Here is a 15,554-nt window from a genome sequence, read left to right as displayed (position 1 = left end):
CCAGACCGTGGGATGGAAGCGGGCTGCTTCGGTTTTTATGCACCACCTTACTGGTCAGGCCTGTCTGGAAGATTTCCGCCTGTAGGTGATCGAGCCTCAGCTATAACCGCGTGAGCTGAGCGACCAGTTTCCTGCTTTTCATGTCATTATTCGAGTTATGGACTGTTCCTCACCATAGCTGAGGAACAGCATCAGTTTTTTCGAATTGTTCGGCGAAGCCATTGCCGCTTCGATGATGTCAGTGAAATGAGATTCGGCGAGCGCATATGAAGTAGAGTTGCCGCGATAAAAGGCAAAAATCAAAGTCACATATAAAATATAGTTCGAGTAGATGTTCAAATACTTATTTGAGCAAATGGATGAAATTTGGTCATTGCAAAGTTAGCATCGACACATAGCGGAAAAGATACGCAATGGATCTCCAAATCGAAAACAGCGTTAACGCTGATTATATTCCGCAATCTGAAACCTTTGGTTGGGTTAAACAGATCCATACGCTTGGCCCTACCGGAACGAATTGTGAGCGAGCAGCTATTTCCTGGGCATTACGTCGGTGTCACGGCGCGTCGGTGAAATTGCACCGGACGATGGAACAGGCCGCTGAGAGTGTAGCCTGCCAGGACGGAGCTGTATTGGTCGGGGTTGTCGCCTACCCCCATCTCCACTCCATCATCTACGCACACATCCAGAAAATGAAATTGCTGGATGTATTTATCATGAATACCGACAACATGGTTCTGGCCTCCCGCACCGGGGCTGAGCCAATGACCTGCGCCACCCATCCTGCGCCCGAAAAACTGCTCCCGGCCACGGTCGAGCGACGCTTTGTCTCCAGCAATGTCATCGCGGCACGCGACTGCGCGGCGGGCAATGTCGACGGCTGCATCACCACGCTTTGCGCGGCCGAGAAATTCGGCCTTTCCATCCTGCGGAAATTCGGCCCCGTCCCGATGGGCTTCACAATCCACGGACCGCTGGAAAAGCGGGCCTGCCAGGATTGCACCCAACACGCCTGAACCCTCGCTACATCGAACCCCAATAGGAGAGACCCCATGTCCAACAAAGCCTTCGAAACACCCGTAGAAATTCGTTACCGCGATACCGACTCGATGGGTCACGTCAGCAGCCCCGTCTATTATGACTACATGCAGTCGGCATATCTGGAATACATGCACGACCTCCTAGAGCTGCCCAAATCCGAAAAGCTGCCGCATATCATGGTCAAGACATCCTGCGATTACATCTCGCAGGCGCTCTACGGTGACAATCTGGTGGTTTGCAGCCGTGTGGTCAGCTTCGGCGGCAAGAGCTTCGAGATGGAGCATGTGATGCACATTGATGATGCAGATCGTCGCGTGGTCGCAAATGCCAAGTCTGTTCATGTCATGTTCGACTACGGCAAGCAGGCCACCTACCCCGTGCCGGATGCTTTCAAAGAAGCTGTTGCTACGTTTCAGGAAAGCGCCTGACCCCCTGTATTGAGGACGATGATATGAATTTGGAATGGACAGCCGAACAGCAGCAGACCCGAACTGCCTTTGCCGCGATCGGCAAAATGGCCGACCGGGACGAACTGTACCTTGGCCGCCGTGCGTTTGACCAGCGGACCTGGGATCGGCTGACCGCCGCAGGTCTGTGGCGGATGATCGTACCACGCGAATATGGTGGCGATGGCCGGGACTGGTGGGGCTTCACCGCTGCGTTGGAGGGACTTGCCGCCACTCTGCGCACCCCTGGCATGTTGCTTTCGGTGATCGCCCAGGCAGGCATGGTGCGGGCGCTCGATCTTTACGGCAGCGACAGCCAGAAGCGCGAATATCTGGGCCGTATCCTCAATGGAGAGCTGAGCGCTACCGCGATTGCTGATCCGGATACTGGCACCGATGTACGTGCGACTTCCTCCTTGCTGACCCCCGGCCCGAATGAGACATTCCGTCTGAGTGGGGCAAAATACAATATCGCACATGCGCCGGTCGCAAGTTTCATTCTTGTGGTCTGCAAGCTGAGTGATCACGGCCGTGAAGGTATCTCATTGGTCCTGCTGGATGCCGACAGCCCCGGCCTCAAAATTGGCGCACAGGATCGCAAGCTTGGCAATCTGGACCTGCCGACCGGTCAGATGACTTTTGACGATGTTCCGCTGCACTACGGCCATCTTCTGGGAGAACCGGGAGCCGGGCTTCGCAATCTGGTCAATATCGTCTCGATGGGGCGCCTCTACTACGGGTTGGTGGCGGCCTGGCTCATCGAACCAATGCTTGCCGAAGCCTTTGATTTCTCTAAGAAACGCAAGACCTTCGACGTGCCGATTATCGAACATCAATACATCCAGAAGAAGCTGACGGATATCCGTATCGGCACGGAAAGTGCAAAATGGGTGTCCTACGCCGCCCTGCACCAGCTGCTGAGCGGTGCGCCTGAGGCCGCGATGACCTGCTCGATCTCGAAACTGGTCGGTGCAGATACGATCGTGGAAGGCGCAATGGAGTTGATGAAGCTCTATGGCAGCAAAGGCTACCACGAGGGCCAGGTGACCACATTCCTGCGGGACGCACTGGCCTTTTGCAGCGTTGGCGGCACCGAGGAAATGCACCGTCGCAACATATTTGGCCAGATGACGCGGCTGCATGCAAAAGCCCGGAAAGTCGCAGAGGCTGCGACGTCGAAAACTCTAGAGCCCGCATAGCTGCGGGTGACTATTCAATGCACACTACTTGGAGAGAGATGATGCCCTCATCCACCTGCGCGACCGGCCTGCGCGTGTTCCCTTCTGCCGCCCTTGCCCTGGTCCTGATGTCTCTACCAGCCGTAGCGGTTGATAAACCGCAGGAGCAGGCCGTAAACCGCGTCGTCAATACCATTGATTGGGTCGCGGCCAATACCGCGCAAGCGGATGCAAGCAAGAGCGACCAGCGATTGATCGCCGCATTTATCGACACCGCTCCTGCCGGACTGGACGATGTGACCTTGCCCGTCCTTATCCTCGGTACCGATGCAAAGGTTGAACTGCCCGCGTTTCGCGGCCAGGAAAATGCCTATAGCGCCTACTATCGGCTGGATGGCGCCCAGCTCAGTGTGATGGGCGCTCGTACACTTCTGACAGAGGTTCCGGGCCTGTCATTCAAACATGAGGCCCGTAAATATGAGTCCACCGGCGACGGTGCAGATCATATGTTCAGCCGATTTGGCGGTTTCTATACCTTGCGGATCACCTGTGATGCCCCAACCGAAGATGTGCGCTGTATTGAACCCGGTTATCTCGCCGAACTGGCGCAGACCGTCACTGTTGTGAAGGGGGCGGTACAATGATGCTTCGCGCAAATAGGCTGGCGGCTACCGCCTTCGCCATTGCAATGCTTGCCGCCGTTTCACAGGCACAGGCGGACGATCGGTTCAAGGCGCCGGGCGACCTGATCAAGGATACCGGGGTTGGCCTGTCAATTGGTGCCGTTCTTTATCCAGAGATGCGTTTCCCGCTGGAGGATGGCCCGGCCTATGCCAACTCCCATGTCTACGCACCCGGTGGTTTCAAGGGCAACGGCGGAAGCCAGTGCGACACTGTCAACTACAGCTATCCCTGGCGCGACAATTTCTGTGAACTGCGCCGGTCAAATCTGCCGGTCTGTGCGTCAGGCGGTCATCAGGGCCAGGACATTCGTCCTGCCAGCTGTCAGGCCGACACCCATTGGGCTGTTGCGGTTGAAGATGGTGTGATCGCCCATGTCGGGCGGTTTGCCCTGACCCTGCAAACCCCATCCGGCACTCTCTATCGCTATGTCCACATGAATATGGACGATCTTGCCGTGGCCCCGCTGGACAAAGTTTCCAAAGGAGATCGCCTTGGAAAAGTGTCGAATGCCTGGATTTCGGATCTGCCGATCCACCTGCATTTTGACGTCAAGGACACCGTAAAGATCGGCGATGAAACGCGTTCAGTCTTTGTCCCCCCTTACAGCAGTCTGGTGACCTCGTATCGCCAACTGACAGACTGATCTGCCTGGCGGAAGAGGGGGCCCCTGACCTCTTCCGCCGTTTCCAATTCGGGGGTTTCAGCGCGACCGCTTCAAGGAATAAGAAAATGTCCGATACACTTTGGGTCTTTGCCTATGGATCTCTGATCTGGGACCCCGGATTTGAACCTGCCGAGCAACTGCCGGCACAGCTGGCCGGATATCAAAGACGGTTCTGCCTGAACTCTCTGAGATATCGCGGGACTTTTGCACGACCGGGTCTGGTCCTAGCATTGGACGCCGCGGATGATGCGATCTGCAACGGCGTCGCTCTCGCTGTGCAATCCGGCCAGGAAACCGAGGTTCTGAAGGACCTTCGCGCACGTGAGCTGTTCAACCCCGCGTATCGCGAGATTACGGTCCCGCTGACACTCGTCGACGGCCGCGTGGTTGAAGCGCTCACCTATGTCGTCAATCGTGACCACGAGCAATATGACAATCACAGCTTGGCCCGCCAGGCCGAAATCATTGCTCAGGCAGCCGGAGAACGCGGCCCCAACTGCGACTACCTGTGGAACACTGCCGATCATTTGCGCGCGCTTGGTATTGCCGATGAACACCTCGACTGGCTGTCAGCCGAGGTCAAAACCCTGCAAGCACAGGGCGCCGGCAGCCACCTACCCTAAGCCACCGCTCCCATAGGGCTGAGCCGCAGCTGACCCTCCGATAGAAACCGAATGTCGTGACCCAGGGCTGCCGCCACCATGGGATCATGCGTAAACACGATCAACGCAAGCCTTTCGGTCACCATCAGACTTCTAAACAGGCGCACGATAGTGTCGCGGCTACCGCTGTCCAAGGAGGCAGTGGGTTCATCGGCAATCAGACAGAGCGGCCGCGCCAGAAGCGCGCGTGCAATGACCAGGCGCTGTGCCTCACCTCCGGACAAATCCGCCGCGCGCTGAAACAGAAATCGATCGCTGTGCGGAAGGCCGACCTTATCGAGCAGAGCCTGCACATCGTACCGGTCGCCAACAGGTCTGGTCCGCAGATAGAGCCGGACGGCGTCTTGCATGACCTGATCAACAGTCATGTGGCGGGCCAGCGCCCGATGGGGATGCTGCGACACCAACGCCAGTTCACACATCCGGCACGCTCTGGGCTGCGCGGCGTTTGCCTCGCGCCACATGACGCGACCCGCCTGCAGCGGCTCATAGCCAGAAATCAGACGCGCCAATGTGGATTTGCCACAACCGCTCGGACCTGAGACAGCCAGACAATGACCCGGTCTGACCAGAGTAGAGATGCCGCGCAACAGAGGCGTTCCGTTGCGCCAGTAGGACAGGTCCTGCACGACCAAGCCCGATGGATCCGCTGGAAGCGCCTGAGGACGTGGGACCAACGGAGCAACTCCTCGACCCTCAGGCCGTCGTGGAACAGAGGCCAGATTACGCCGCCCTCCGCCGACCTTGGATCCAATAATCACCCTGTCCTGATCACGCAATTTGCCATTTTGCAGCGTCACCGTCCGGTCTGCCATTCTGTCGGCCAGATACAGGTCATGGGTTATGAGCAATTGGCTTCGTCGCGGTCTGCCCTGCTCCAGCAAGGCTACGGCCAACCCCAGATTGCCATGATCCAAGGCCGCTGTAGGCTCATCGAGGATCAGAACCGATGGATCGCGGGCCAGCGCAAGCACTGTCAGCACGCGCTGAATCTCTCCGCCGCTGAGATTGGCCGGATAACGATGCAAGAGACGCTGAGGAATATTGAATCGCTTACAAAACCTTATCGCCAGCGATCTCCGATCGCGAGAACGCGGCAGCAGCTCCGCAACATGTTGCAAAACTGTCTGATGAGGGTTCAGCGCGTCAGACAGCGCCTGCACAATGAGGCCTATGTCTGTCTGGCGCAGCCGACGCCGCTCGGCCACCGTCGCTCGCAGCATATCGACGCCCAGGACTTCAGCCCGTCCCGACCAACGAAATCCGTTGCTGTTGCGGACGGCCTGCTCGACGTGACACCCGGGAAGGATCCCCACCAGCAGCCGCGCCAGACAGGTCTTGCCGCTGCCAGAAGCCCCCAGAAGCGCAAGCGTACGTCCGCGTGGCACCTCAAAAGAGACACCCTTGAGGATTTCCCGACCATCGTGCCAGAGGCAGAGATTTTCGACCCGTATCACAAGGAAAACTCCGGCACAGCAGCGGAGCGTAGACTCCTGTCGCCCATGGTCAGCGTGACATGCAGCAGCAGCGACAGGAGTGCGGCCGGCGGCAACAGAAGCCAGACCCAGGCGCCACTATAAAGTTGGTCCATAGCCGATTGCATCATGCTGCCCCAGGTTAACAATCGCGGATCCGTGAGACCGAGGAACGCCAACCCGGACGATTTTAGTGCCGCCTGCCTTATGTTCTGGACCATCAATACCCCGCATAAGGGACGCAGCGCGGCAAACAGATGCCAGCGCCAGCAATAGAGCCACCCTGCCCCCATAGCGCGCGCATATTGAATGTTTTCGCGCTGTCGCTCCCTGCGCAAGACCGCAGCGGCGACACGCACGTCATCGCTCCAGCCCGTTATAACCAAAAGCAAAAAAAGAGATAAAAACCCAGGGTTTAACAAGGCTGCGAAGAGCAGAAGAACCAGCATTGTCGGCACGACCTGCACCGCATCAACGATCCGTAGCACCATTCCAGACAGAAACTGCCCGGAAAACACCACAAGGCTTGCTGCACCAATCGCAACAGTGGAGGTAGCCATGGCTGTTGCCACAGCTAGAACGAGAGTCGTTGGTGTGGCGAGTATCAGCCCGGTCAGTACATCCTGCCCGAGCTCGTTCGTACCCAGCCAATGCGCTGATCCGGGAGCAATCAGAACATCACGGCTGCTGCGATAATCAAGAAGTCCTGCCTGCCCAGCAAACCAGATGCCAAGGCAAACCACCATGACGCTGGCGGGTAACCACCATTGCCGAAGGACCAACGGCATTCAGCCACGCCTCGCGAGATGGATCACCAGACCATCGACAATCCAATTCGCCAGAAGCACGAAAGCCGCCATGAAAACGACTGCGCCCTGCAGCAGATCATAGTCACGGTCCAGAATCGCACTGTAGATGAGATAACCTGTACCGGGATAGGAGAAGACGATTTCCACAAAAAACACAGCTGTGATCAACCCGGTCAGCGTGTCGCCCAACCGTGAGAGACACGCAGGTATCAGGCTGAGGCCAATATAGGCCCATCTCAGCCTCCATGGTGAAATGCCCCGCGCACGCGCATTCAGCACGAAATCCCGTTGCGCCAGCGTCAGCGTTTCGGCCCGCGCTAAGAAATAGAACCGCGCCAGTTCATGCAGGGCCAGCGCAAGCGTCGGAAGGATGGCGTGGCGCATAATGTCCAGAGCGTGGCCCACAGGTCCGGCAGCAGGAAGCAGCGGCTCTGCCCCGGCGGTTGGCAGAACCGGCCAGAGGATGCCAAAGGCCAGGAGGAGCAGGACTGCACCGGTGAACGGCGGCAGGCTCGCCAATAACGTGACCACCGGTGTGACCCACCGATCGACAGTACCACCCGGCAACCGACCCGCTTCGATCCCCGTCAGGACGCCCCCGATAACGAAGATCGGAGTTGCTCCGAGGATCAGCAATCCGGTCCAGGGCAGTGCCGTGAGCAGAAGTTGCAGAACCGGAGCCGCATGGGGAATTGAGTAGCCCAGATCACCAGCCCAAAGGCCCTTTGCATAACGCCAGACCTGGGAGGCGATATCTCCGGTCAGACCCATGCGCCCCTGCAATCGGTCCAGTTCGCCCGACCCAAGACCGCGTGCCAGATCCGTTGACAGCATGACCTCCAGCGTATCGCCGGGCAACATCCGCGTCAGGATCGCGCATAATACCAAGACAACGCAGAAAATCAGAAATCGCAGCAGAAGCCCGCTCAGAAGCCGCGTGATTATTCCGGCGGCCGACGGTCCGGCATCCAACGACTCTGCCGGTGCCAACTCCAGCGGCATGGAAAAGACATTGGCCACCTGATCACTCCAGGAATATGGACTTATGCAAAGCCGACGGAATCCCGATTGCCACACCGCCGGGCATGAATGGCGCAGACAGTTTGTCATTAAAAACAGTTGCCATCAGCGGGTTCACCAGCATGTAAGAGGGAAGATTATCGGCGTAGAGTTGCTGGAACTTGGCCAGCACTTTGCGGCGTTCATCCTGACTCTGTGCTACGGCTTGCGCCTTGATCAATGCCGCCATTTCAGGATCCGCCGCAAAGCGGTCGCTGTTCCAGCCCCGACCAAAGACGCGGCGCTTGATATTGCCGGGATCTCCCAGCGTACTGGACGAGAACACCGTCAGGTCATAGTCCCCGTCAGCAACGAGGCTGTGCAAAGAGGCAACCTCCATAACCCGCAAATCGACTGAAAACCCAAAAGCTTCCAGCTGTTCGGCAATCACTCTGGCCGGTTTCACCTCGCGCCCATCAGTGATCAGTCGCAGGCGAATTTCATCCCCCTGAGCCAGCCACCTGCCTGCACCGTTCCGGATCCATCCCGCCGCCGTCAGCATCTTGCGGGCCAGAGCCGGATCATAGGTGTAGGCAGCGGTGGTATCATCGCTGTGCCACCTGGAGCCGGATTGGAAGTATCCCGTATCAGCAAGTTCCGCGCCGCCCGGATATGCGATGGCGAGCAGCGCGTTACGGTCAAGCGCATAGGCAATCGCCTGACGCAGGTCCTTGGATACAAACCGGCCGCGATGATTGAAACCCAGCCGCAGCACATGATGGCTGGGGGCTGTTGCGACATGGAAGCCAGCAGTTGTCGCCTCGGCGACCCTCTCGGGAGGCAGGTATGAGATCACGTCAACTTCACCGGCACCCATCGCCTGCAGCGCGGCATCTGGCCCCATTCGGACGATCCGGATCTGCGAAAACCGGGGCTTACCAAGAGGATGCTCTCCGGTCGTCTCAAGCAGGTAACGCCCCTGCGCCTTGTCATAACCTGTCAGGCGATAGGGGCCGCTTCCGATCGCAGCCTCTGGCGCTGCAAATCGGAAAGGATCCGCGACGCCTTCATAGATATGCTTGGGCAGGATCGGCACTGCGGAAAACAGGCCCTCAATCAGACCGTATTCTGCGCGTTTGACGTGCACCCTCAGGTCGTGCGGTCCGCTAACGTCGACCCGGTCAACGGATTTGACCGATCCAAATATATAAGGATGTTCAGCCATATAGCGGAAAGTAAACGCAACATCCTCAGCTGTGACCGTGGTGCCATCGTGCCATGCCGCGTCCCGCTGGAGGTCGAAATGATAGCTTAATCCATCTTCGGATCGGCTCCAGGCTCTGGCGAGGCCCGGAGCCGGATTTCCGTCCGTGTCTTGCCCGATCAGCGTATCGAAGATGTAGCTGGTATAGAGATAGCCGATGCCATTTTTTCGATGAACATAAGGCGCCAGCATACCGCGATCACCTTTACTGTCAGTGATGACCAGGTGCCCAAGCCGCTCCGGCTCCGTGGCCTTCAGCTCTCCCGCGACAAGTGTAGACCAACATGCGAGCGCGAGCCCGATCGCGGCAATACGAGCAGGGCAACGATGGCGTACAATTCGGTAGACTGAAAACATGGCATCACTTTATTCGTTACCGAAACACTCGCAGGAGACGCGCTACCAGCCGATGGTCGCGTCTGGGCGGGCATCTTCTTCGGGAACAACAGGTTTCAGGTCGATAACCGGGGTTCCGTCGATGCAGTCCAGTCCGCTGATCGTCAGCAAGCCATCGGACTGATCCAGCAGTTGCACCGCGCTCAATCCAATGGGATTTGGCCGGTTTGGCGCGCGGCTGGCAAAGATCCCCCTTGCGACCTGACTGCCTCGCGCCTGGCGTACCAAAGCGCTGCGGTCGGACTTATGCAGCCAGTAGAGAACCCAAAGATGAGAGGCGAGCTCGATGTTATGCAATGCAGCCTGATACTCGGGCGCCACTTCAATCCGGCTGGTTGCCGGGTTGCGACGTCCTGACATCGGGCATTCTTTGACCTCTGCAAATCCAGTGCGGATCACACCGATCGGTCTGATTTGAAACGTGTCGGATGGCACAGTCAGTAATTGCATCACATCAGTCATGGCGTCTCGCAATCGGTCTTGGGGAGGGAAAGGGCTGGCGGACCTGAAAGCACAGGTCTGGGCGGGCCACCGTCGAACGGTTTCTTTCTGATATGACGCAGTCCGGGCATCGTAAAATCGAAAGACCGGATGCGTGACCTCCATTTTTCTGAGGGCACGCTCTAGTTGTTGTGGAACCTTGAGGTCAGCGGAGCCTTTGGAATTCATGAGACCCCGTCTCCGATAAAACGATTGGCTTCGCACCCTGATCCGGCGGCATATCGTGTCCTGATAAGCGACCATAGGACCCTCAGACGCATGACCGATCAAAGCCACCCCGCAGCCCCGAAATCCACACCGCCAATGCCGCCGACAAGCCACACGCTACCGCAGCTGCTTCGTACGGGGCGATCACTGTGGACATTGCTGCTGATCTTCGCCTGTGCCGGACTCGCGGCGCTCGCGACCTGGGTCCACCTCGCCCCGGACCTGGCCATCGTCGCGGCACTCGCGGTGAGCGCAATCGGTTTGTGGGCGACTGGCCTCGTCCCTGAATATTGGACCGCTCTGGCGTTCTTTCTCGTCGCCGTCGTATTGGGAGTTGCTGCACCTGAGACGATATTCTCGGGCTTTCACTCTTCTACGTTCTGGTTGCTCTTCAGTGGCCTGGTCCTCGGTGCCGCGATCAAGCACACGGCCCTCGACAAGCGGGCCGCCAGCGTGCTGGCCCTGTTGCCCCTGCGCAGCTATGGCGGCCTGCTGAGTGGCATTGTCGTCTTCTCGGTCGCGCTGGCCTTTGTCATGCCATCCTCGATTGGGCGGATCATGATCCTTCTTCCGATAATCTCCGCCTTGGCTGAGCGCGTCGGTTTTGGTCCGGCATCAAATGGCCGGACCGGGATGCTGGCGGTTGCTACATTCGGCACCTTTGCTCCGGCCTTCACCATCCTGCCTGCAAATGCTCCGAACATGATCCTCGTCGGGATGGCGGAAACCATTTACGGACTCAATATCTCCTATTTCGATTATCTCCTGCTGCATTTTCCGGTGCTTGGCGTTGTGAAATCGGCAGTCTTGGTCGGGCTTGCGCTGATGATGTTCCCCGACCGGATACCGCCCCATAGCGTCGCGCCGACAACCACATCTGAACCATTCAGCCGGCAGGAGCGGGCGCTGAGCCTGGTACTGGCGCTTTGCCTGTTGCTGTGGCTCACGGACCAGATCCATATGGTGTCACCCGCATGGGTGGGTATGGCAGCTGCACTGATCTGCCTGCTGCCTGGTGCAAATCTCACACGCAAGGGGTGCATCAACACCGATCTGAGCTATGGGGCCTTACTGTTTGTCGCCGGCATCATGGGGCTGGGCGCCGTCATTTCGTCGGCGGGTCTGGGCGAAGCCGTGGTTGGTGCGGTCACTGGAACGGTTGCCTTTGCCGCGGATTGGCCGGTCTGGAACACATCTATCCTGATCGGGCTGTCGACACTGGTCGCGATGATTACCAATCTGCCCGGTGTCCCGGCCGTAATGACTCCGCTCGCCGGTGAGCTGTCAGAAGCAACCGGCCTGCCGTTGGAAACCGTTCTGATGACGCAGGTTGTGGCTTTCTCAAATGTCTTCCTACCCTTTCAGGCGCCGCCGCTGGTCGCTGCCATTCAGGCCGGAAACCTTCCAGCCAAAGCAATAATCCGTCTTTGTCTCAGCCTGTTCTTCATCAGCCTTCTGCTGCTTGCCCCGCTGGATCTTCTGTGGTGGCACCTATTGGGCATGCTCTGAGTTGCTGGCCACCTGACCGCGTAGAAGGCGCCCCCAGAAGAAAACCTGAGGGGCGCCTTCGGGACTTTCGATTTGTACGAGCGGCCAAAGCATTTCTACCTATAGCTGCACTTATCACGGACGAGGTACTCCGATGTTGACCCTGACCCCTTGGCGCCACCAGTTGCTCTCTCATGCCTCTATCGCAAGTTTGGCAACAGCCGCTCTTTTCTCTGTTAGCGGACCGGCGCAGGCTGAGCTGGCTGCCGATTGGCAAGAAACCGCGATGCGTTTCGTCGTTGAGGAAAAATGGCCCGGCGCGCAGCGCCAGCGCACGCTGGCGCTGCTGCATGCCGCCATGTTTGACGCTGCAAACGCCGTTGATGGCGCATACCATGCCTATGCCTACGACGGTGCGCAGGATCCGACTGCGGACAGACGCGCAGCGGTAACGCAAGCGGCCCTGACCGTAATGCAGCAGCTGATGCCCGAGCGCGCAGCAGATCTGGCAATGGCGGCGGAGACTGTCCTCGCCGAGGTGACAGATTCAACCGCCCGCGCAGCGGGGATCCGGCTCGGTACCGCAGCTGCGCAGGCGGTGTTGGACAAACGCGCCGCCGACGGCGCTGATTTCGCAAACGACTTCACCCCCGGACCAGGCGAAAATGGCATCTATCAGCCTACCTCCGAACGTCCGATGGTTGCTCCGAAAATTCGACATATGCAGCCCTTTGCACTCACCTCCGCAAAGCAGTTTGATGTCCCGCCACCGCCACAGCTCGACAGCATGCAATTCCAGCGTGATCTGGCAGAAGTCGCGCAACTCGGCGGCTCCACCTCGCAAACCGATCCTGATCTTATCGCAATCGCGAAGCTTCACGCCGGGTCTGGATCAGGCGCCTGGAACCAGATCGCCCGTGACAGCAGCCGCGCATGCGCCCTGCCACTGGTGGAGGAAGCGCGAACCCTGGCGCTGTTGAATATCGCATTGACCGACGCTCTGGTTGCCGGGTTCGATGCCAAATACACCTACCAGTTCTGGCGGCCGGAAACCGCGCTGGCCGCGGTTGGCAACGGGTACGATCATCCGCAGCTCGACACCATGGACGGCTGGACGCCGCTGGTGGCGGCGCCGATGCACCCGGAATACCCCTGTCAGCATTGCACCAGTGGCAGCGCTGCGCAGCAGGTGATGGAAGCGGTATTCGGCGCCGATGAGTTCACCTTTAGCTTTGAAGGCAAGGATGGCTATAGCCGCAGCTATCAAACCTTTGCCCAATTTGCGGAGGAAGAAGCAGAATCGCGGGTCATCGGAGGGGTTCATTATCGACGCTCCAACACGGTCGGCGACATGCTGGGTTATCAGATCGGCAGCTATATCAGCGCTGAGTTTCTGTCACCCGTAGCCTCCGCACAGGCCGTGAGCGGCGGGGGCGGTGCCGATTGCGCCGGTATCCTCTCAACCAAATTGTCGCAATAATCCCTCCCCCGCAGCAAGTAATCTGCCTGCTGCGGGGCTACGGCCGCGGTGCTTGATCCGGTCACCGCACTTATCCAGCCAAGGAGCCAGACCATGGCGCAGCCTAATTCTGCACAGATGGCCGCTTTCTTGAGCCTTGGGCTGGTCCTGATCGGCGATCCAGCCATCGCCCATGAACCCTGGCTGCTTACGCCTGACGAAGTTCTCTCGCTTTCTCAAGCGACGGTACCGGACCTGTTTCGCAGTCCGATCCTGCTGATCGGCTTTGCGTGTCTTGCCGCAACCGCCATCTTTGGGATGGTCCTTGCCGGACAAATCCTGCGCCCATGGGAGGACCGCATCTGTAAGCCCCTGCAGAAATGCAGCGCCGCTTGGGGGACCTTATGTCTGCGGATCGGACTGGGAACGACGGTCGGTCTGAACGCGCTTGGAGGTTTGCCGCGCCACGGAACCGAGATGTGGAGCACGCCAACGCTCTTCGTGCCAGATATGCAGTTGGCTCTGATCCCAGGTTGGGACTGGCTGGCCCTGCCTGCACTGATTTCATCGGTCTTTCTGGTGCTCGGTCTCGGCACACGGTTCGCCGCCTTCGGCATCTTATGTCTTGTCGCCCTTGGCAGTCTCCTCTTCTCGCTCGATTTCATCGCCTACTACGGCTTCCATTTCGCCGCCCCCGCGCTGTTGCTGCTGCATTTTGGCGGCGGGTCACTTAGCGTCGATTATTACTTGCCGCCAGGTTTCCCTGCACTTCTGCCCAATGCCCCCGGTTTGGTCTGGTGTCTGGTTCAAGTCACCATGGGCGGAACTTTTGCAACCATTGCCATCCTAGTGAAATTCCTTCAACCGACGCTGCTGATCGCCATACTCGAGCACGGCAACATGTGGTTCTTTGGACTGCCGCTGCCGTTTGTCGCGCTGATCATGATGGCAATCGAGCTGGTCGCCGGTGTGCTGTTGGCGCTGGGGCAGCTCATCCGGCCAATCGCAGTATTCCTTCTGTTCGCCTTCACCTTCTTTGCCGTCAGCCTGGCAGAATCTCCGCTGCTGCACGGCAATCTTTACGGCGTCTTCCTGTTTTTCCTGCTGCACGGTGGGGCGCCTGTCGACCTATTGAGACGGCCGCCTCGCCTTGGTGCACCTCAGACGGTATGAGAATAGATGTTGAAATTCGTCTTCAGCGTCAGCATGCTCGCCTCGGCCCCGCTGATTGCCATTTGCGCCGGTCTGCCTCTTGTGGCGATGATCGACGAGCTGCCGGCAGCACTCTTCGCCACCCTGCCAGACGATCACCCGCTACCCGAGCTTGATGTTACAGCGAGCTACACGCCAGTCGATGGCTGGCATCTGAAAATCGAGGTTGAGAATTTCGTGTTTACCGATCTTTGCTTCAGCGAGGCCAAGGCTTTGGCCCGCGGCCATGCCCATGTCCATCTGGGCGCTGAGAAGATCGTAACCGCCTACCAGCCTCATATCGTAATCGGGCATCTGCCAAGCGGGACGCATGTGATCACCGTCTCGCTGCGGGCGCAGGACCATCGCGTTCTGGGGCGACCGGGGGGAGGCATGTTTGTCAAAACGCTGTTGATCAAAGCTCCCTGACAGGCACCAAACGGCGCAGCAGGTGCTGCACCGTATCACCTCAGATTACATGCTGCGGGCTAACCCGCCGAAGGCAAACGGCTTTGCAGAATCTGCACCACCTGCTCCGGATCAGGGAGCGAATGATGCCCATGCTGGATCTTTAGCAAGGGATCGTAGTTCTCGCGCCATACCGGCTCAAAAACCTCATAACCGTCCTCGCGCAATTGCATCACGTTCCGGCGGACCGCGGGTTTTTCCCACATGGGGCCACCCATCACAGGAAAGAGCAGAACCGGGAAAGTCGCCGCAAGGACAACGGTGGTCAGCCGGTTCTGCGAGGACCCGTGCGCAATCGCCGAAAGCGTGTTCGCTGTAGTCGGCAGGATGGCGAGAATGTCATGATCCGCTACAATACGCCCCGGCTTGTCTGTCGGCCAGTCCTTCGGGTTATCGCCACTGATCACCCGATCAAGGAACAGTGCAACCGCGTCCATGTTTACAAATTTCGTCGCTGTCGGAGTGAACAGCGCGGTCAGTTCACAGTCGATCTCATTTTTGATTGCTCGCAGATAGAGCGGCAGCATTGTGGCATCCAGAGAGCCGGTAACGCCAATCAGAATGCGCGGGCGTGACGGGGTGTCGATCTCGGTGTTCGTCATCGAAAATATCCTATCTCAGT

16 protein-coding genes are annotated in these 15,554 nt (G+C 58.4%); 10 read left to right on the top strand and 6 right to left on the bottom strand.

Annotated features, from left to right (window positions below):
- The first annotated feature begins 413 nt into the window (after positions 1–413).
- The 6 genes from VXL81_RS09320 (at position 414) to VXL81_RS09295 (ending at position 4,636) form a co-directional block, all read left to right on the top strand.
- On the top strand, positions 414–1,016 hold the full coding sequence (locus VXL81_RS09320) for a prephenate dehydratase (protein WP_416535440.1): 603 nt from the start codon (positions 414–416) through the stop codon (positions 1,014–1,016).
- Positions 1,017–1,052: 36 nt separating this feature from the next.
- Positions 1,053–1,469 (top strand): acyl-CoA thioesterase, encoded by a 417-nt coding sequence (locus tag VXL81_RS09315; RefSeq protein WP_416535439.1) that lies wholly within the window; start codon positions 1,053–1,055, stop codon positions 1,467–1,469.
- A gap of 23 nt (positions 1,470–1,492) precedes the next feature.
- Positions 1,493–2,686, top strand: coding sequence for an acyl-CoA dehydrogenase family protein (locus VXL81_RS09310; protein WP_416553945.1), 1,194 nt, complete (start codon positions 1,493–1,495; stop codon positions 2,684–2,686).
- 38 nt (positions 2,687–2,724) lie between these two features.
- Complete coding sequence (locus VXL81_RS09305) at positions 2,725–3,309, top strand: hypothetical protein (protein WP_416553943.1); 585 nt, start codon at positions 2,725–2,727, stop codon at positions 3,307–3,309.
- Positions 3,306–3,992, top strand: a complete 687-nt coding sequence (locus VXL81_RS09300; protein WP_416553941.1) for a M23 family metallopeptidase — start codon at positions 3,306–3,308, stop codon at positions 3,990–3,992. Before VXL81_RS09305 ends, VXL81_RS09300 begins: the two co-directional genes overlap by 4 nt.
- Positions 3,993–4,078: 86 nt before the next feature.
- The gene (locus VXL81_RS09295) at positions 4,079–4,636 is read left to right on the top strand and encodes a gamma-glutamylcyclotransferase (RefSeq protein WP_416553939.1); all 558 of its coding nucleotides are present in this window, start codon (positions 4,079–4,081) and stop codon (positions 4,634–4,636) included.
- On the opposite strand, the gene VXL81_RS09290 is transcribed toward VXL81_RS09295, so the two are convergent.
- The 5 genes from VXL81_RS09290 to tsaA all read right to left on the bottom strand — a co-directional run bounded on the left by VXL81_RS09290 (position 4,633) and on the right by tsaA (position 10,287).
- Complete coding sequence (locus VXL81_RS09290) at positions 4,633–6,132, bottom strand: ABC transporter ATP-binding protein (RefSeq protein WP_416553937.1); 1,500 nt, start codon at positions 6,130–6,132, stop codon at positions 4,633–4,635. The two genes, VXL81_RS09295 and VXL81_RS09290, sit on opposite strands and share 4 nt — an antisense overlap.
- Positions 6,129–6,938 carry an ABC transporter permease subunit gene (locus VXL81_RS09285; protein ID WP_416553935.1) on the bottom strand — a complete coding sequence of 270 codons (810 nt, stop codon included), beginning with the start codon at positions 6,936–6,938 and terminating at the stop codon, positions 6,129–6,131. Before VXL81_RS09285 ends, VXL81_RS09290 begins: the two co-directional genes overlap by 4 nt.
- Positions 6,939–7,979, bottom strand: a complete 1,041-nt coding sequence (locus VXL81_RS09280) for an ABC transporter permease (protein ID WP_416553933.1) — start codon at positions 7,977–7,979, stop codon at positions 6,939–6,941. It lies immediately after the preceding gene.
- Positions 7,980–7,983: 4 nt separating this feature from the next.
- Positions 7,984–9,414, bottom strand: coding sequence for an ABC transporter substrate-binding protein (locus tag VXL81_RS09275; RefSeq protein WP_416553931.1), 1,431 nt, complete (start codon positions 9,412–9,414; stop codon positions 7,984–7,986).
- Positions 9,415–9,621: 207 nt separating this feature from the next.
- The gene (tsaA, locus tag VXL81_RS09270) at positions 9,622–10,287 is read right to left on the bottom strand and encodes a tRNA (N6-threonylcarbamoyladenosine(37)-N6)-methyltransferase TrmO (RefSeq protein ID WP_416553929.1); all 666 of its coding nucleotides are present in this window, start codon (positions 10,285–10,287) and stop codon (positions 9,622–9,624) included.
- Positions 10,288–10,377: 90 nt separating this feature from the next.
- Between tsaA and VXL81_RS09265 the strand changes: the two genes are divergently transcribed.
- From VXL81_RS09265 to VXL81_RS09250, 4 genes are all read left to right on the top strand, one after another.
- Positions 10,378–11,835 (top strand): SLC13 family permease, encoded by a 1,458-nt coding sequence (locus VXL81_RS09265; protein ID WP_416544964.1) that lies wholly within the window; start codon positions 10,378–10,380, stop codon positions 11,833–11,835.
- A gap of 265 nt (positions 11,836–12,100) precedes the next feature.
- Positions 12,101–13,294 carry a vanadium-dependent haloperoxidase gene (locus VXL81_RS09260; protein ID WP_416553927.1) on the top strand — a complete coding sequence of 398 codons (1,194 nt, stop codon included), beginning with the start codon at positions 12,101–12,103 and terminating at the stop codon, positions 13,292–13,294.
- A 93-nt stretch (positions 13,295–13,387) separates the two neighbouring features.
- Positions 13,388–14,446, top strand: coding sequence for a hypothetical protein (locus VXL81_RS09255; protein WP_416553925.1), 1,059 nt, complete (start codon positions 13,388–13,390; stop codon positions 14,444–14,446).
- 6 nt (positions 14,447–14,452) lie between these two features.
- Positions 14,453–14,893, top strand: coding sequence for a hypothetical protein (locus VXL81_RS09250; RefSeq protein ID WP_416553923.1), 441 nt, complete (start codon positions 14,453–14,455; stop codon positions 14,891–14,893).
- 59 nt (positions 14,894–14,952) lie between these two features.
- Here the strand turns inward: VXL81_RS09250 and VXL81_RS09245 are convergent, their stop codons facing one another.
- On the bottom strand, positions 14,953–15,534 hold the full coding sequence (locus VXL81_RS09245; RefSeq protein ID WP_340547617.1) for a flavoprotein: 582 nt from the start codon (positions 15,532–15,534) through the stop codon (positions 14,953–14,955).
- Positions 15,535–15,554 lie beyond the last annotated feature (20 nt).

The sequence above is a fragment of the Phaeobacter sp. JH204B genome (assembly GCF_048055755.1).
GTDB classification, from domain to species: Bacteria; Pseudomonadota; Alphaproteobacteria; order Rhodobacterales; family Rhodobacteraceae; genus Phaeobacter; species Phaeobacter bryozoorum.
Note: the sequence above shows the minus strand (reverse complement) of the source record. Positions and strands in the feature narration are given on the sequence as shown.